Origin of the sequence: Streptomyces sp. CA2R106, from assembly GCF_037034245.1 — a bacterium.
Classification (GTDB): domain Bacteria; phylum Actinomycetota; class Actinomycetes; order Streptomycetales; family Streptomycetaceae; genus Actinacidiphila.
Genome location: NZ_JBAGKC010000047.1, coordinates 1 through 18,176, shown reverse-complemented (window position 1 = coordinate 18,176; position 18,176 = coordinate 1). Strand labels below are relative to the sequence as shown.

Annotated in this window: 10 protein-coding genes; 4 read left to right on the top strand and 6 right to left on the bottom strand. The window is 74.3% G+C overall.

Annotation, left to right across the window (positions count from 1 at the left end):
• Window positions 1–2 precede the first annotated feature (2 nt).
• The 3 genes from ureC to WA788_RS33985 all read right to left on the bottom strand — a co-directional run bounded on the left by ureC (window position 3) and on the right by WA788_RS33985 (window position 3,751).
• A complete protein-coding gene (gene ureC / locus WA788_RS33995; protein ID WP_335984202.1) occupies window positions 3–2,018 on the bottom strand; it encodes an urease subunit alpha in 2,016 nt (671 codons plus the stop codon).
• 76 nt (window positions 2,019–2,094) lie between these two features.
• On the bottom strand, window positions 2,095–2,772 hold the full coding sequence (locus tag WA788_RS33990; RefSeq protein ID WP_335984189.1) for an urease subunit gamma: 678 nt from the start codon (window positions 2,770–2,772) through the stop codon (window positions 2,095–2,097).
• A gap of 262 nt (window positions 2,773–3,034) precedes the next feature.
• Complete coding sequence (locus tag WA788_RS33985) at window positions 3,035–3,751, bottom strand: hypothetical protein (protein ID WP_335984188.1); 717 nt, start codon at window positions 3,749–3,751, stop codon at window positions 3,035–3,037.
• A gap of 219 nt (window positions 3,752–3,970) precedes the next feature.
• Here WA788_RS33985 and WA788_RS33980 point away from each other — a divergent pair, with 219 nt between their 5' ends.
• The 4 genes from WA788_RS33980 to WA788_RS33965 all read left to right on the top strand — a co-directional run bounded on the left by WA788_RS33980 (window position 3,971) and on the right by WA788_RS33965 (window position 10,638).
• Complete coding sequence (locus tag WA788_RS33980; RefSeq protein ID WP_335984187.1) at window positions 3,971–6,904, top strand: ATP-binding protein; 2,934 nt, start codon at window positions 3,971–3,973, stop codon at window positions 6,902–6,904.
• A gap of 168 nt (window positions 6,905–7,072) precedes the next feature.
• On the top strand, window positions 7,073–7,240 hold the full coding sequence (locus WA788_RS33975) for a hypothetical protein (RefSeq protein WP_335984186.1): 168 nt from the start codon (window positions 7,073–7,075) through the stop codon (window positions 7,238–7,240).
• A gap of 45 nt (window positions 7,241–7,285) precedes the next feature.
• Window positions 7,286–9,274, top strand: coding sequence for a hypothetical protein (locus WA788_RS33970; RefSeq protein WP_335984184.1), 1,989 nt, complete (start codon window positions 7,286–7,288; stop codon window positions 9,272–9,274).
• A gap of 2 nt (window positions 9,275–9,276) precedes the next feature.
• Complete coding sequence (locus WA788_RS33965; protein ID WP_335984183.1) at window positions 9,277–10,638, top strand: S53 family peptidase; 1,362 nt, start codon at window positions 9,277–9,279, stop codon at window positions 10,636–10,638.
• An 81-nt stretch (window positions 10,639–10,719) separates the two neighbouring features.
• On the opposite strand, the gene WA788_RS33960 is transcribed toward WA788_RS33965, so the two are convergent.
• From WA788_RS33960 to WA788_RS33950, 3 genes are all read right to left on the bottom strand, one after another.
• Window positions 10,720–12,243 carry a long-chain-fatty-acid--CoA ligase gene (locus WA788_RS33960; protein ID WP_335984182.1) on the bottom strand — a complete coding sequence of 508 codons (1,524 nt, stop codon included), beginning with the start codon at window positions 12,241–12,243 and terminating at the stop codon, window positions 10,720–10,722.
• Between the two features lie 98 nt (window positions 12,244–12,341).
• The gene (locus WA788_RS33955; protein ID WP_335984181.1) at window positions 12,342–12,623 is read right to left on the bottom strand and encodes a hypothetical protein; all 282 of its coding nucleotides are present in this window, start codon (window positions 12,621–12,623) and stop codon (window positions 12,342–12,344) included.
• A 20-nt stretch (window positions 12,624–12,643) separates the two neighbouring features.
• A complete protein-coding gene (locus WA788_RS33950) occupies window positions 12,644–18,166 on the bottom strand; it encodes an SDR family NAD(P)-dependent oxidoreductase (RefSeq protein WP_335984180.1) in 5,523 nt (1,840 codons plus the stop codon).
• Window positions 18,167–18,176 lie beyond the last annotated feature (10 nt).

The window sequence follows — 18,176 nt, the reverse complement described above, 5'->3', positions numbered from 1 at the left end:
GGTCAGAAGATGAAGTACCGCTGGGCCATGGGGAGTTCGGACGCGTAGTGGGTGGGGGCCGGCCGCCGCGGGCAGTCGGGTTCGTCGGCCTGCGCCTGCTCCTGCTTGCGGCGGCGCAGTTCGGTGATGCAGGTGTCCTCGATGAACACCTCGTACGTGTCGGGGTCGACCCGGATGTCCGGGGTGGCGCTGTTGAGGACCATGTCCTTCTTGAACACCCTCCGGGTGTCCTTGATCGGGTACAGGGTCTTGCCGATGCCGAGCTGCTCCGCGGTGACGGTGGCCCGGGGGCTGACGAAGTTGACGGAGTTGGCACCCGGGGCGCGACCCGTGGCGCCCCACATCGGGCGGGGCAGCACCGGCTGCGGGGTGGGGATGGAGGCGTTGGCGTCGCCGACCTGGGCGTAGGCGATCTGCCCGCCCTTGAGGACCAGGTGCGGCTTCACTCCGAAGAACTTCGGTTCCCACAGCACCAGGTCGGCGAGCTTGCCGCGGGCCACCGAGCCGATCAGGTCGTCGGCGCCGTGGGCGATAGCCGGGTTGATCGTGTATTTGGCGACGTAGCGGCGGGCGCGGAAGTTGTCCGCCTCGGCGCGCTGCCGCTGCTGCTCCTCGGCGGTGCCTTCGCGCAACTGGCCGTAGCGGGTGCGCATCACGTGGGCGGTCTGCCAGGTGCGCATGATCATCTCGCCGATCCGGCCCATGGCCTGCGCGTCGGACGACATGATCGAGATGGCGCCCATGTCGTGCAGCAGGTCCTCGGCCGCCATCGTCGAGGGGCGGATGCGGGAGTCGGCGAAGGCGCGGTCGGCGTCCAGTTCGGGGTTGAGGTGGTGGCAGACCATCATCATGTCGATGTGCTCCTTGACGGTGTTGACCGTCAGGGGGCGGGTCGGATTGGTGGACGCGGGGAGGACGTTGGGCTCCCCGCACAGGGTGATCATGTCCGGGGCGTGGCCGCCGCCGGCGCCCTCGATGTGGAAGATGTGCAGCGGGCGGCCAGCGAACGCCGCCTTGGTGCTCTGTACGAAGCCCGCCTCGTTGAGCGAGTCCGCGTGCAGCGCGACCTGGACGTGGTTCGAGGTCAGGCCGGACGTCCTGTCGTCGTCGGAGGTCCGGTTGCGGCCCTCGCACACCTTCATGCACGTGTCGATGACCGCGGGGGTGGCTCCCCAGTCCTCGTGGATCTTGAAGCCGATCACCCCGGCCTTCACCTGGTCGGTCATCGACCGGCGGGACATGGTGTTGCCCTTGCCGAGCAGGCCGATGTTCACCGGGTACTGGTCGAGCGCCATGAACAGCCGCTCCACGTGCCACCGGCCGGGCGTGACCGTGGTGGCGGTCGAGCCCTCCGCCGGTCCGGTGCCGCCGCCGATCAGGGTGGTCACGCCGGACGCGAGGGCCTCTCCGACCTGCTCGGGGCAGACGAAGTGGACGTGCGTGTCCACCCCGCCCGCGGTCAGGATGCGGCCCTTGCCGGAGATCACCTCGGTCTCCGGGCCGATCGCGAAGTCCGTCGGCCGGACCGCCTTCGGCCAGTCCTTGCGGCCCGCATGGATCTTCGGCATGGTGTCCGGGTTGTACGCCTTGCCGAGCGCGCTGATCTTCCCGTCGCGGATCGCGACGTCCGCCTTGACCACGCCCCAGTGGTCCAGGATCACCACGCCGGTGATCACCGTGTCGGGCGGGCCGAAAGGACCGGGGCCGCGCGGGATCGCGGACTGGCCCATGGACTCACGGATCACCTTGCCGCCGCCGAAGACGACTTCGTGGCCACTGCGGCTGACCGGCGGGCCGTCGCCGGCTGCCCCACCGTCGTCGCCCTCCTCGTCCCCGTCCTCCTCGGCGTCCTCGGGTTCCTCGCCCTCCTCGGCGTCCTCGTCCCCGGCGACGGCCGGTCCGCGGGAGAGGCCGCCGGACCAGTCGTCGGTGATCTGGATGCGCAGGGCGGTGTCCGCCAGCCGGATCCGGTCGCCCGTCGTCGGGCCGAACAGGTCGACGTACACGGCGCGGCTGATGGACGCGGTGCTCGCAGCGCCCTCGGCGTTCTCGGTGCGCTCGGCGCTGTCAGCGCTGTCGGTGGGTGCGCTGCGGTCAGCCACGGTCGGCGGTCCCCCTCGCCTCGCGGGGCGCCCCCGGCCGTTTTTTCAGCGCTCCGCCGACGAGCCCACGCAGCCCCAGCACCCGCCGCCGGCCCTCGATGGACACCAGTTGGACGGTGCGGCGGTCGCCCGGCTCGAACCGCTCCGACGTACCGGCCGCGACGTTGAGCCGCTTGCCGTACGCCGTCTCCCGGTCGAACTTCAGGGCCGTGTTGGCCTCGTAGAAGTGGTAGTGCGAACCGACCTGAACGGGCCGGTCGGCCGGATTGTGCACCTCGATCTCGGTGACCTCCAGGCCGGGGTTCAGGGGCACCGGCTCGTCGACGAAGTCGACCTTGCCCGGGTGGAGCGCGACCTCGCCGCGCGGCGCGTCGAACGGGTCGTGGATCGTCACCAGCTTCGTACCGTCCGGGAAGGTCGTCTCGACCTGGACGTTCTCGATCATCTCCGGCACGCCGTCCATGACGTCGTCGCGGGTCAGGACGGTCCGGCCCGAGTCCATGATCTCGCCGACGCTCCGGCCGATCCGCGCCTGGTCGTAGACGTGGGCGGTCAACAGCGCGACCGCCTCGGGATAGTTCAGCCTGATGCCCTGCTCCCTGCGCTGCCGGGCGACGCCGGCGGCGACCTGGACCAGCAGGCGCTCCTGCTCGTGGGGGGTGAAATGCATGGTGCCCTTCCCGGGATCATCCTGCGCGGATGTCTGCGGGCAGCACGAGGCCGGTCCTCCGGGTACCGGGGAGGGGCGCCAGGGGGCCGAGCTGTGCTGCGACGCACCCGATCGTGCCGACCCCGGCCCGGCCCGCAGAAGCCCCCGCACCGTCTTCCGTACGAACGGACTGCACGCCGAACGCCCTTCCGTACGCTTCGGGAAGTCCGCCCCGGCACGCCAAACGGCGATTTCGGGCCGTTCGGGGCGATCCGCGTTGGGATCAGTTGTCGGAGGGGGGATCGCCGGAGAGGACGTCCTGGGTGCGTGCGGCCTGGAGGTTCGCGAAGGTCAGGAGGCTCTCGGCAGCCGTGCTGCCCTGTTCGAGGGAGACCTCGGCGACGACCGTGCCGACCCGGTAGATGACGACCTCGTCGGTGCCGCCGTCCGCGGTGCGGGTCAGGTACTGGGAGGCGTTCCCGACCGGGGACCCGCCGTGCTTGGCCTCGCCCGCACCGCCCGCGGCGGCCTCGGCGTACGCGGCGAGGGCGTGCTGCTTGCTGTCGTACGTCTGGACCTCGGAGTAGGCGTGCGCGCCGCCGGCGTCCTCGTACGCGCCGGACGCGCGGAACTTCGCGCCGTCGCAGGGCTCGAAGCTACAGTCGTCGTCGGTGGCGACCGCCGTGGACACGAAGTCGCCGCGGTCCGCGGACCAGCCGTCGGGGAGCCTCGCGGTGAGCGGGACGATCGACTTGGCCTGGGCGAGGGTGCGCACCACCGTGTCCGGGTCGGCCTTCCGGATCGGGGCGGACGTGGTCAGGCTCGGCACCGGCACGGCCGAGGAGGAGGGCGACGACGCGGAGGGCGTCGTCCCCGAACTCGTCTGCTGCGCGGTCGACTTCGACTGGTCCTTCGGGTGCGGGTGGCCTCCGCACCCGGTCAGCGCGGCCATTGCGAGCAGCGCGGCCAGCGCGGCTCCTGCGACGCGTACGTCCTTCACCGTGGCATCCCCGTTCCGTAGGCGGCAGCACTCGTTCCGACGTCCTTGGCCGGTACGGCGGTTGCGCACCCCGCGCCGCGTTCGGGTGCGGTGCCGGGGCCGTGTTCCGGTGCGGGGCTTCGACGGCGGAAGGTTTGCCTGGTCAGCGGGCGCCCGCCGGGACACAATGGGCCGCTGACGCAGGCGGGTGCACGGGGGTCGGTGAGGGGAGGCGGGGCCGTGGCAGCGCGACCGGCGGTCCAGGACGGTACGCCCGCGGTGCGCGGGCCCCGGCTGGTCGGGCGGGCGGCGGAACTGGAGCGGGCCGTGCGCGGCCTCACCGCCGGGCCCGCGGCCGTCTTCGTCGAGGGCGAGGCGGGCATCGGCAAGACCCGGCTGCTCCAGGAGGTGCTGGAGGCCCTGGAGACGGCCGGCACCGGCGCCGCGCCCCGCCCCGGCCGCCCCGGTCGCCCCGGCCGGGTGCTGGTCGCGGGCTGCCCGCCCTTCCGGGAGACCCTCACCCTCGCCCCGGTCGTGGACGCGGTCCGCCAGACCGGCGTCGACGTGGCCGCGCTGGACCTGTCCCCGCTGGCCGGGGCGCTGCGCCCGCTCTTCCCCGAGTGGGCCGGCGACCTGCCGCCCGCGCCCGAGCGGCTCGACGACGCCGGGGCCGCCCGGCACCGCCTCTTCCGCGCGCTGCGCGAACTCCTCGCCGGGTGCGGCACCGCGGTGCTGGCCGTGGAGGACGCGCACTGGGCGGACGCGGCCACCCTCGACTTCCTGCTCTTCCTCGCCGCCCGCCCGGCGGCCGAACGCGTCAGCCTGGTGCTGACCTACCGCCCCGAGGACGTGCCGGCCGGCTCCCACCTCCTGCGCCTGGCCGCCAGACCCGCGCCCGGCAGCGTGCACACCCGGATCGTGCTCGCCCCGCTGAGCGTGGCCGAGACCGCGCAGTTCGTCTCCTCGATGCTCCACGACGAGCATGTCTCCGACGCGTTCGCCGCCTTCCTGCACCAGCACACCTCGGGTCTGCCGCTCGCCCTGGAGGAGTCCGTACGGCTGCTGGGCGACCGGGCGGACCTGGTGCGCCACGGCGGCGAGTGGCGGCGCCGGACCCTGACCCGGATCGAGGTGCCGCCGACGATCCGCGACGCGGTGCTGGAGCGCGCCGCCCGTCTCGCGCCCGACGACCGCGAGGTGCTGCGCGCCGCCGCCGTCCTCGCGGAGCCGGTGGGGCCCGCGGTGCTGGTGGCCGTGTCGGGGCTGCCGGCCGAGCGGGCCGAAGCCGCGCTGGCCGCGGCCGTACGGGCCCGGGCGCTGGTCGAGGACCCCACCGGGCGGGTGCACTTCCGCCACCTGCTGGCCGGCCGCGCCGTCTACGACGACATCCCCGGCGGGGAGCGGCGCGTGCTGCACCTGCGGGCCGGGCGGGCGCTGGAGAAGCTGTCGCCGGTCCCGATCGCCCAGTTGCCGCGGCACTTCGCGGCGGGCGGCGACACCGGCGCGTGGCGGCGCTACACCGAGCGGGCCGCGGACCTGTCGCTCGCCTCGGGGGACCAGCCGGCGGCGGTGTCGGCGATGCACGCGCTGCTGTCGGCGCCGGGCCTGCCGGCCGGGGACGCCGCCCGGCTGTGCCGGAAGTTCCCCGTCTACGCCTTCTCCGGGTACCTCGCCAGCACCGAACTCCTCGGGGTGCTGCGGTCCCTGCTCGACGGCGACGCCCTGTCGCGGCCCGAACGCGGCGAGATCCGCGCCCAGTTGGGCCGGATGCTGCTCCAGACCGGCCAGTACGCCGCCGGCGCCGCGGAGTTGGAGCGTGCGATCGGCGACCTGGACGACCGGCCGCAGGAGGCCGCCGCGGCGATGAGCGCGCTCAGCCGGCCCGGCGGCGCGGACTGGCCGGTCTCCGCGCACCGGCGGTGGCTGGACAAGTCGGTGGAGCTGGTGGAGGTCAGGGTCCCCGCGCAGGGGCGGTTGACGTTCCGGGTGGACCGGGTGACCGCGCTGCTGGAGATGGGCGACCCTGCCGGGTGGGACGTCGCCGCGGGCGTCCCGGCGGCCGCCGAGCGCCCGGAGGACCTGCTCAGCACCATCCGTGCCGACCTCAACATCGGGGACGCCGCGCTGCGTTGGGGGTTCTACGCGCGGGCGCGGCCGCGGCTGGAGCGGGCCGCGGAGGTCAGCGCGGCGCACGGGTACCTGCGGATGCGGGACATGGCGCTGGTGACGCTGGTCCACCTCGACTGGTACGAGGGCCGCTGGGCGGGGCTGGCCGAGCGGGCGGCGGCGTTCACCCGCATCGAGCAGGAGCCGCTGATGATCCTCGACGGGCTGCTGGTGCTCGCGCTGCTGGGCGCGGCCGGTGCCACCGGGGAGGCGGAACTCGCCGCGGCGGGCGGGCGGTTCGAGCACGTCTCGGCCGAGGCGGCGCGGCGCGGCATGGTGGAGGTGCCGCTGAAGCCGACGGCCGCGCTGGCGGCGATGCGGCTGGCCGAGGGGCGGGTCGAGGAGTGCCTCGCGCTCACCGAGGAGGGGATGCGGGTCGTCACCCGCAAGGGGATCTGGCTGTGGGCCACGGAGATCGCGCCCGTCCGGGTGCGGGCGTTCGTCGCCGCCGGGCGGATCGACGCGGCCGAGGACCTCCTCGCCCGCTACGCGCGGGGCCTGCGCGGGGTGCCCTCCCCCGCGGCCGCCGCCGCGCTGGCCACGTGCGAGGCGTGGGTGGCGGAGGCGCGCGAGCCGGGCGCGCAGGTGGCGGAGCGGTGGGAGGCGGCGGCCGTCGCCTGGGAGCGGCTGCCGCGGCCCTACGAGGCGCTGCTCGCCCGCGAGCGGCGGGCCCTGGCCCTCGGGGCGGCCGACCTGCTCACCGCGGTCGAGGGCGGGTTCCGGGAGCTGGGGGCCCACGAGGACGCGCGGCGGGTGGCCGCGGTGGAGCGGGCCGCTCCGCGCGGGCCGCGGCGCGGCTACGGCGACCGGCTCTCCCCGCGCGAACTGGAGGTCGTACGGCTGATGCTGACCGGGCTGTCCACCCCCGACATCGCCCGCGCCCTGTCCCGTTCCCCCCGCACGGTGGCCGCCCAGCTCAACTCCGCGATGCGCAAGCACCACGTCAGGTCCCGCACCGCCCTGGCCGTGGCGGCCCTCAACGCGGGCATCGCCCCGGCGGAATCCTGACGTAGCGGGCCGGGCGGCCTCCCCGGTTTCCCGGCCCACCCGCCGAGGGGCCCCGGGAACTTTAGGTCAGTTGACGGATCGCGAGGGGGGCGCGGGGGTGGTGATACTCGCGTTCGCCCGCTGTGCGGGCGGTATCCGGTTCCGCGACACGTGATGGAGAGCAAAAGGGTGAGCCGTTTCGGTGAGGGCGTCCCGAGGGAGGAGGGGCACCCGGCCGGACCGTGCTCCGCGGACGGCGATGGGCCGGCCGAGGAGGCGCCGCACGTTCCCGAGGAACCGCCCGGGTCGTCCGAGGAGATGGACGACGACCCGTTCACGGGCTACGAGCCCCTGTGACCGGGCGGGTTTCCTGACCCCCAACACCGAAAGGTGAACGTCGAGTTGAAACGACCCATACCCCTGATGGGGCACCGTGGCGGCCGGTTGGCGGCACTCGGGCTGGCCGCCGCGTGCGGGCTGTTCGTGGTGCCCGCGTCGCACGCGGAGGGCACACCGCCGTCCGCTTTCGTCAGGACGGCCGCGGCGCAACAGGCCGCGGCGGGCTGCCGGGTGACCCTGCCGGGCGGGATCGGCGCGACCGTCACCGCGGACGGTGCCCGCCTCACCGACCCGGCCGCGGGCGAGAACCGCACGCTGCTCTCCTTCCGCAGCGGGGGCCACCAGTACCTGGTGCCCGCGAACGCCGCCACCGCGAAGACGGGCCTGGCCCCGTACGACACCACGGCACTGGCCGAACGCACCTGCGGCACCGGCGCGTTCACCCCGAAGGCCGCGACGCCCGCGACGGCGTCCCGGAAGAGCGACGCGTACCGCGTCGGCCGCCTCACGGTGCACCTGGTCGACACGTCCGGGCAGCCCACCACCACGGGCGAGCTGTACCTGATCGACGTGGACCACACCGCGTACGACAACACGGTGTTCAACGTGCCCCGGGGCAGCATGAAGCTCAGCGTGCCCACCGGGCACTACGAGTTGATGTACATCGAGGGCACGCACATCACCATCGCGCCGGACGTCGCGGTGGGCGACGGGACGAGCGTCACCCTGGACGCGCGCACCTCCACGCACACGATCCCGGTGCCGGCCACCCCGCGCCCGGCGACGGTCGCCGGCACCGAGTTCACCCTCTACCGCAGCGACGGCTCGCCCGGCAGCGACACCGGCAGCGTGGCCCTCCAGATCCTGCACCAGGGCAGCGACTTGTCCGACCTGACGTTCAACACGACCGCGCCGGTCACGCACGGCCGCTTCCAGGCGGTGGTCTCCACGACCCTGACCTCGCCCGCGGACGCCGCGCGGCCGTACACGTACCACCTCGCCGACTCCTATGACCACCTGCCGAGTTCGTATCCGGCGTCGGTCGACGCGAAGTCGCTGGCCACGGTCGAGCACACCTTCTCGGCGCCGACCGGTCCGAGCGGCGTGGACCTGCTCGTCCAGAACGTGACGCCGGTGTGGGCCGCGCGCGCCGGGGTCCAGACAGCCGTCGGGTTCAACTTCCCCACCCCGGGCAGCACATTGACCGACTACGTGAGTGCGACGCCGGGTCTGACCTGGCGGACGCAACTGGAGGACGAGCAGACCGAGGTCCTGCTCAGCGGCGCGGACACCGCCTACCGCGCCGGCGGGCACCGCTCGGTGCTGTGGGAGGGCGACGCCCCGCAGCCCGGCGTGCAGGTGGACACCGGCCTCGGCGCGGTCAACTGCGGCGCGTGCGCGACGGCGGACACGCTGGTGTTCGGCATCGGCGAGGACGGCGACAGCACACCCGGCACTCTCGGTTTCGGGTACGACGACTCCGGCACGACGACGCTGACCCGCGACGGCACGCTCCAGGCCAGTGGCGACGGCAACCTGTTCGGGGCGAGCGTCGCGGTGCCCGCGGGCAAGGCCACCTACCGGCTGCGCCAGCAGATCACGCGCAGCCACGGCACCCCGACCGCCGGCACCGACACGACCTGGACGTTCACCGCCGACCCGGGCAAGGGCCAAAAGCCGCCGTCCGACGTGGCCACCTGCGACGGCCTGACCACCTCCTGCGCCGCGCTTCCGCTGCTGTTCGCGTCCACCAGCACGGACGCCGACCTCCAGCACCGCCTGACCACGGGCCGGCACACCCTGGACCTGGACGTGGCACGCGAGCAGTACACGACCGGGGGGCAGATCTCCGGCGCGACCGCCCAGGTGTCCTACGACGGCGGCAAGAGCTGGCAGGACCTGCGGGTGACCGGCGGCAAGGGCGCCTACCGGGCCGCGTACACCGTGCCCGCCTCCGCGTCCGGCGGCACCGTGTCGTTCCGGGTCGCGGCGTGGGACCACCAGGGCGGCCGGATCGACCAGACCCTGTCGAGCGCCTACCAGGTGCGGTGACCGTGACCACCCCGACCTCCCAGGAGTCCTCAGTGATGTCCTCCCGCTTCTTCCGGCCGGTGACCGGTTCGGTGGCGGTCGCGGCGACCGTCCTCGGCCTGCTCGCGGTCGTCTCCCCGTCCTCCTTCGGCGACGACGCCTCGGGTACGGCGGCCGCCACCGCCCCGGTGTCGGTCTGTTCCGCCCCGCCACCCGGCCAACTCGCCTGTCAGGCCGAGGTGATGCCGGACACGTCGGTGCCCGGCGCCCGCTCCTTCTCGCCCAAGGCCGACGCCGCGCTGCCCGACGGCTACGGCCCGTCCGACCTCCAGTCCGCCTACCACATCGCCTCCGACGTGGCCGCGCACGCGGGCAAGGGCCGCACCGTCGCGATCGTCGACGCCTACGACGCGCCGACCGTCGAGGCCGACCTCGCCGTCTACCGCGCGACGTACGGGCTGCCGGCGTGCACCACGGACAACGGCTGCTTCCGCAAGGTCAACCAGAACGGCGACGCCGCGCCGCTGCCCCCGGTCGACGTGAGCTGGGCGGTCGAGGTCAGCCTCGACGTGGAGGCCGTCTCGGCGGCCTGCCCCGACTGCAACATCCTGCTGGTCGAGGGCGACGCGGCCGGTGCGATCCAGCTGGCGACCGCCGAGGACACCGCGGTACGGCTCGGCGCGAGCGCCGTCTCCAACAGCTACAGCGCGCCGGAGAGCACCCAGTGGGACGGCGTCCTCATCGGGGCGGACGGGCGGCCCACGACCGTCGGCTCCTACGCGCACCCGGGCGTGCCCATCCTGGCCGCGTCGGGTGACAACGGCTACCAGCTCGACGCGCCCTACCCGGCCGACCTCACCTCGGTCATCGCGGTCGGCGGCACCTCGCTGACCCGCAGCGACACCTCCCGGGGCTGGACGGAGACCGCGTGGGGGCCGACCCAGCGGCCCTCGGGCGCCGGCGCGTCCTGCTCCGCCCACGTCGACAAGCCGTCCTGGCAGCACGACACCGCCTGCCCCGGCCGGACCGTCTCGGACGTCTCCGCGGTCGCCGACCCGTACACCGGGCTGGCGATCTACGACAGCACGCCCGACCTGGCTGACGGCCTGCCCGGCGGCTGGCTGCACGCCGGCGGCACCAGCGCGGCCACCCCGCTGGTGGCGGCGATGTACGTGATGGCCGGCCCCGCCGCGGGCATCAAGGACGCCTCGGGCCTGTACACGCACCGCGACCTGCTCAACGACGCCGCGGGCGGGGCGAGCGCCAGCATCCCCGGCAACGGCCAGGAGTGCCCCACCACCAGCTACCTGTGCACCTCGCTGCCGGGCTACGACGGCCCGACGGGGCTCGGTACGCCGAACGGCCTGGCGGCGCTGAAGTACTGACCCAGGCGCTGAGCACCGCACATACGACTGCCCCGGCCGCGATGCACGTGGCCGGGGCAGTCCGCAAGAACTGACGGTTCGTCAGCTGCGGGCGGCGGCCGCCCGCAGCTCGCGCTTGAGGATCTTGCCGGCCCCCGACATCGGGAACTGCGCCACGACCTCCAGGCTGCGCGGGCACTTGTACCCGGCGATCTCCTGCCGGCAGAACGCCTGCAACTCCTCCACGGTGAGGGTGGCGCCCGGCGCGAGGGTGACCACCGCGTGCACCCGCTCGCCCCACCGGTCGTCGGGCAGGCCGATCACCGCGACCTGCGCGACCGCCGGGTGCTTGGCGACAACGTTCTCCACCTCGGTCGAGTACACGTTCTCGCCGCCGCTGACGATCATGTCCTTGAGCCGGTCCACGACGTAGACGTAGCCGCGTTCGTCCATGGTGCCGACGTCGCCGGTGTGCATCCAGCCGTCCCGGACCGCCGCCGCGGTCTCCTCCGGCTTGTTCCAGTAGCCGAGCATCACGTGGTCGCCCTTGGCGACGATCTCTCCGACGGTGCCGGGCGGCACCTCGTTGCCCTTCTCGTCCACGATCCGCACCAGCGCGTAGGGCGCGGCCTGGCCGACCGAGCGGCGCAGCACGGGGTCGTCGTGGTCGGCGTCGAGCAGCAGCGTCGTGGACGGCGACAGCTCCGTCATGCCGTACACCTGGAGGAACTTCGCGGACGGGAAGGCGGCGCGGGCGCGGGTGAGCAGCGTCTCGGAGATCGGGGACGCCCCGTAGGCGAGGAGTTCCAGGCTGCTGAGGTCGTAGTTGCCCGCTTCGGGGTGGCTGACGACGGCCTGGATCATCGCCGGTACCAGCAGGGTCTGCTTGGCGCGGTGCTCCTGGACGGTGCGCAGTATCCCCACCGGGTCGAAGAGGGCGACCGGCACCGTGGTCATGTCCGCCAGCATGCCGACGATCCAGAACGCGAACCCGGCCAGGTGGAAGGCGGGCGCGGCCAGCACGGAGGTGCCGCCGCGCGGGAGCTTGGTGTGCAGCAGCGTGCCCAGGGCGGTGATGTGCAGCTGGCGGTGGCTGAGCATGACGCCCTTGGGTACGCCGGTGGTGCCGCCGGTGTAGAAGATGCCCGCCATCTCGTCGCCCTGCCGGTGCACGTCGTCCACCGGTTCGGCGGCCAGCAGGTCGGCGAGCGGCACCAGCCCGTCGGGGGTGGGGGCGTCGCCGCAGTGCACGACCGTCCGCAGGCCCGGCACCTTCGCGCGCAGCTCAGGCACCATCGGCAGGAACGGGTCGTCGACGAACAGGACGGCGGTACCGGCGTCCGTGAGGGCGTAGGCGTGCTCGGCGGCGCTCCAGCGGGTGTTGAGCGGCACGATGGCCGCGTCCGCCCAGGCGGTCGCGAGGGTGACCTGGCAGAACCGGTCGGTGTTCAGCGACAGCAGGCCCACCCGGTCGTCCTTGCGCACGCCGAGCCCGAGCAGGCCGCCCGCCAGGCGCGCCACCGCGTCGTACGTCTGGCGGGAGGTGAGGGTGCGCGCGCCGAACACGGTGAACGGCACGTCGGGCGACTGCCGTACGGCGCGGTGCAGCGATTGGGTGAGGTACATGGGCCGCCCTTCGTGGCGTCGTTCTCGGTATCTCGTGCGGACCGTCCGCCGGTCCGGCGGGCACCCGCGCCGCGCGTCAGGTGCCCGCCATGGGGCTGCTACTTGCGCTTGCCGGAGAAGTTGAACGTCATGAAGGCCGCCTTCACCTTGCCGCTCATCGTGTCCCCGTCGACGGTGCCGGTCGTCTTGACCTTGATCTTGGCCGGGGAGGTCAGCTTGGCGGTGTAGCTGAAATCCGCGCCGTCGACCTTGCCGTCGTCGATCGGCGTGCCGTCGAAGGTCCCGGTGAGGGTGGTGCCGTCGGTGCTGAGGACCAGGTCGGCCTGCTTGTCACCGGTCGGACCCTGGTACGTGATCGCCCACGTGCCGTCGAGTGCCATGTTCGTTCCTCCTGTTGTCGTCACTTTTCTTCGGAACCGGTCTTCTTCGCCGAACCCGTCCGCTTCGCAGCAGCGGTCTTCTTCGCAGAAGCGGTCTTCTTCGCCGCGGCGGCCTTCTTGGCGGCAGCACCCTTCTTCGCGGCAGCGGCCTTCTTCGGGGTGTCGGTCTTCTTCGGGGTGTCGGCCTTCGCGGGGGTGCCGCTCTTCGCGGGGGCGCCGGCCTTCGCGGGGGCGCCGGCCTTCTTCTTCGCGCCGGTCCCTTCGGGTGTCCGCTCCGCCGTGAGCCACCGCTCGGTCGCCTCGGCCGTCAGCGCGGACTCCGTCTCGATGAGCGAGAAGTGGTCGGCGGCGATCTCCACCTGGCCGTCGCAGACGTTCCACGCCGGCCAGTCGGAGCCGTCGTCGGCCAGGTTCCCGCTCCCGTCGCCGAAGCCGGCGGCGGCCGCGGCCAGCGGTCGGCCGGCGCGGATCAGCAGGCTGGGCGCGGTGATCTGGTCGGGGCGGCGTTCGGCGAGCAGGCGCACATAGGTGCCCATCGCCAGCCAGCTGCCGTCGTCGATCACGGTGGCGCCGTGGCCGCGGTCGAGGATCTCCGCCATCACCTGGGAGAAGACCCCCAGGATCTGCTTCTCGTCGGTCGGCGTGGGCGTGTCGAGCATCACCACCCCGGCCGGTCCCGACCCGTCGCCGGCCGCTTCGAGCCGGGCGGCGACGGAGTGCGCCAGGACACCGCCGATCGAGTAGCCGACCAGGACGAAGGGCGCGTCGCCCACCGCCCGCCGGATCGCCTGGACCATCACGTCGATCGCGGCGCTCCAGGACCCCGGTCCGGCGTCCGTGCCGTGGAACCCGGGCAGCGTGCAGGCGAAGACGTCCCGCTTGCCCTCGAAGGCGTCGGCGAACCGCATGAACTGGTGCGGGCCGGAGCCGGGCATGAAGGACGGCACGCAGACCAGCGCGGGCTGTCCGTCGCCCGAGGCGAGCTTGACCACGTATCCGGCGCTGTCCGGCAGTTCGGACGGGCCGAACGCGGGCTTGAACCGCGACGCCTCGGTGAGCATCGGCAGCGCCTCGACCAGCGACTGCGTCGCGTGGGCGTGGTGGATCAGCGCGCTGAAGGTGCCGTTGCCGTCATGGTGACCGGTGCCGGTGGCGCCGGCGGCCGCCGGGTGTGCCCCGCCGGTGGCGGACCCGGCCGCCTCCGCCTGCGCCGCGGTCAGGCCGAGCAGCAGCTCGGCGACGGCCGTGGGGTCCGGGTGGTCGAAGACCAGCGTCGTGGGCAACCGCAGCCCGGTCGCCTGGGTGAGCCGGTTGCGCAGCTCGACGGCGGCCAGCGAGTCGAAGCCGAGCTCGCGGAACCCGCGGCCGGGGTCGACCGCTTCGGGCGACGGGTGGCCGAGCACCGCCGCGACGTGCGAGCGGACCAGCTCCAGTGCGGCGCCCGCGCGTTCGCCCTCGGCAACCGCGGCCAGCCGCCGCACCGGGGTCCCGGCGGCCGCCGGGGTGCGGCGGGCCGGGGCGCCGGCCAGCCCCGCCAGCAGCGGCGGCAGCAGCCCTCCGCCGGCCTGGACCCGCAGCGCGGCCAGGTCGAACCGGGCCGGCACCATCAGCGGCCGGCCGTGCCGCCTGCCCTGCTCGAACAGGTCCAGGGCCAGCGGCGCGGGCATCGGCCGCACCCCCTGCCGGGCGAGCCGGGCCAGCGCCGCCTCGTCCAGGCCCCCGGCCATCCCGGTCTCCTCGGCCCACAGGCCCCACGCCAGCGACACCGCCGGGCGCCCTTCGGCCCGCCGCCGCGCGGCAAGGGCGTCCAGGACGGCGTTGGCCGCCGCGTAGTTGCCCTGGCCCGAACTGCCGATCAGGCCCGCGGCGGAGGAGAACAGGACGAACGAGCCCACGTCCGTGCCCGCCGTCAACTCGTCCAGCAGCAAGGCCGCGTCGACCTTCGGCCGCAGCACCCGGTCCAGCTGCTCCGGCGTCAGCGAGGTCACCACCCCGTCGTCCAGCACACCGGCCGCGTGCACGACCCCGGCCAGCGGGGCGTCCAACGAGCCGAGCAGCGCCGCCAGTTGCTCCCGGTCCGCCACGTCGCAGGCCGCCACCCGCACCCGGGCGCCGGCGGCTTCCAGCTCCGCGGCCAACTCGGCCGCGCCCGGCGCTTCCAGGCCCCGGCGCGAGGCCAGCACCAGGTGGCGGACGCCGCCCTCGGTCGCCAAGTGGCGTGCCACCAGGGCCCCCAGGCCACCGGTGCCGCCGGTCACCAGCACCGTGCCGTCCGCGTCGAACGGCCCCGGCACGGTGAGCACCACCTTGCCGGTGTTGCGGCCCTCGCGCAGGAACCGGAACGCCTCCTGGCCGTCGCGTACGTCCCAGGTGCGGACCGGCGCGTGCGACAGGACGCCGCGCGCGAACAAGTCCAGCACCTCGACCAGCATCTCCTGGATGTGCTCGGGACCGGCCTCGAAGGCGTCGAACGCCCGGTACACCACGCCCGGCCGGGCATCGGCCACCGCCTGCGGGTCGCGGACGTCGGCCTTGCCCATCTCCAGGAACCGGCCGCCGCGCGGCATCAGGCCGAGCGACGCGTCGATGTACTCCCCGGCCAGCGCGTTGAGGACCACGTCCACGCCCTCACCGCCGGTCGCCCGGGCGAAGGTCTCGGCGAAGGCCAGGTCCCGGGAGGACGCGATCCGTTCGGCCGGCACCCCCAGCGCTTGTACGGCCGCCCACTTGGCGGGGCTCGCGGTCGCGTAGACCTCCGCGCCCAGCCGCCTGGCCAGCTGCACTGCGGCCATGCCGACGCCGCCGGCCGCCGCGTGGATCAGCACCCGCTCACCGGCGGTGAGCCGGCCGAGCTCCACCAGGCCGTAGTAGGCGGTCAGATACACCACCGGTACAGCGGCGGCCTGTTCGAACGTCCAGCCCGCGGGCATCGGCGCGACCATCCGCCGGTCGGTGACCGCCGTCGTGCCGAACGACTCGGGGATCAGGCCGAGCACCCGGTCGCCGGGGGCCAGGTCGGTGACATCCGAACCGGTCTCCAGGACGACGCCCGCCGCCTCGCTGCCCAGCGGGGCGTCGCCCGGGTAGAGGCCGAGCGCGATGAGCACGTCGCGGAAGTTCAGGCCCGCGGCGCGTACCGCGACCCGCACCTCGCGGGCGCCCAGCGGCCGGTCGGCGCCGGACGGCACCAGGGACAGGCCCTCCAGCGAGCCCTTGGCGACCGAGGCCAGCGTCCACGGGCCCTGTTGGGGCGCCGCCGGTGCGGCGGCGCGGGCCAGCCTGGGCGCGAGCACCTGCCCGCCGCGCAGGGCGACCTGCGGCTCGCTGCCGCCGGCGAGCGCGGCCCAGTCCGGTGCGGAGCCGCCGTCGTCCGCGGCCGAGTCCGGGTCGAGGTCGACCAGGGCGAACCGTCCGGGGTGCTCCGACTGCGCGCTGCGCAGCAGGCCCCACACCGGCGCCTGACGGAGGTCGGGCGCCTCGTCGCCGACGGCGACGCCGCCACGGGTTGCGACCACGAGCCTGGCCGCGGCCAGTTGCCCGCTCAGCTCCCCGCCGAGCCAGCGCTGCACCAGGGCCAGGGTGTCCGCCGTGGCGGCCCGTACCGCGTCGGCGTCCACGCCGGCCGTGCTTCCGGCCAGGCTTCCGGCGGTGCTTCCCGCGGTGCTTTCGGACGGCGCCACGACCGCGGTCACGACCGCCTCGGGCGCCGGCGCTCCGGCGGCCAGGGCCGCTTCGAGGGCGGCGAGGTCGGCGTAGCGCTCCCCGCTGCCCGGCAGGTCGCCGAGGACCGCCACCCGGGCCGCCGGGGCCGCAGCGGCGACCGCGGTCCAGTCGACGGTGAACAGCGAGCCGTCACCCGGCCGCCGGGCCCCCGCGAGCTGCGCCGGGTCCACCGGGCGGGCGGTGAACTCCCGCACCGTGGCGACGGGCCGGCCGTCCTCGTCGGCGATGTCGATCCGGGTCGCGGCCGGCCCCTCCGCCCCGGCCGGGGTGATCCTGACCCGTATCCGCGCCGCGCCGCGCTGCTCCAGCCGGACGCCGGACCAGGAGAACGGCAGCTCGACGGCCGCGTCCTCGGCACGGTCGAGCAGTCCGCCGTGCAGGGCCGCGTCGAGCAGCGCCGGGTGTATCCCGAACTGCTGGGCGGCACCGGCCTCTTCGTCGGGCAGGACCACGTCGGCGTAGACCTGGCCGCCCGCGCGCCATGCCGCCCGCAGCCCCTGGAAGACCGGCCCGTAGGCGTAACCGGCCGCCTCCAGCCGCTCGTAGAGGCCGTCGACCGGCACCGCGACGGCGCCCGGCGGCGGCCACTCGGCCGGGAACGGCGCCGCGGCCGTGTCCTCGGCCGCCGCCGCCAGCTTGCCGCGGGCGTGGCAGGTCGCCTCGGGGCGCTCGGCGCCCTCCGCGGCCTGCGGGCGGGTGTAGATCGCGAGCGCCCGCTGGCCGTTCTCGTCCGGCTCGGCCACGGTGACCTGCAACTGGACGGCCTCCCCGGCCGGCAGGGCCAGCGGCGCCTGGAGGATCAGCTCCTCCACCACCGGCGCGTCGACCTGCTGCCCGGCGGCCAGGGCCAGTTCGGTCAGGGCCGCACCGGGCACCAGCACCGTGCCGAGCACCGTGTGGTCGGCCAGCCACGGCTGCGCCGCGAGGGACAGCCGGCCGGTGAGCAGCCACTCGTCCCGGTCGCCGACCTGGACCGCCGCGACCACCAGCGGGTGGTCGAGCCCGGCCTGCCCGGCCGCGGCCGCGTCACCGGCCGCCGCACGCGGCAGCAGCCAGTAGCGCTCGTGCTGGAAGGCGTACGTCGGCAGGGACACGGTCTTCGCGCCGGTCCCGGCGAAGAACGCCGCCCAATCGACAGCGATCCCGGCCGTGTGCGCCTGCCCGAGGAACGCGGCGAACGCGTCCGGCTCGCCCTGCTTCGCCCGCAGCGCCGGCACCACCAGCGCCTCGGTCTCCGCCTCGTCCAGCACCTGACGGGCCAACGCCGTCAGTGAACCGTCCGGACCCAACTCCAGGAAGCGGGTGACACCGAGGTCGGCCAGCGCGGTGATGCCGTCCGCGAACCGGACCGCCTCCCGCGCATGCCGCACCCAGTAGCCGGGGTCGGCGAGCTCACCGGAAGTCGTCACCGCACCCGTCAGGTTGGAGACCACCGGGATGGACGGCTCCGCGAAACTCAACCCGGCCGCCACCGACGCGAACTCATCGAGCATCGGCTCCATCAACGCCGAGTGGAACGCGTGCGACACCCGCAGCCTCGTCGTCTTACGGTCGTGCCACCGCGGGAGTTGGAGCCACTCGTCCAGGGCGTCCAGTTCACCCGACACCACCACCGCCCGAGGGCCGTTCACCGCCGCGATCGACAGCCGGTCGGTGAACCCCTCCAACGCGTCCAGAACCTCCTGCTCACCGGCCTGAACCGCCGCCATCCCGCCACCCGCAGGCAGCGCACTCATCAACCGACCCCGAGCCGCCACCAGAGCAGCCGCGTCCTTGAGCGACAGCACCCCGGACACGTGAGCCGCCGCGATCTCACCCACCGAGTGCCCG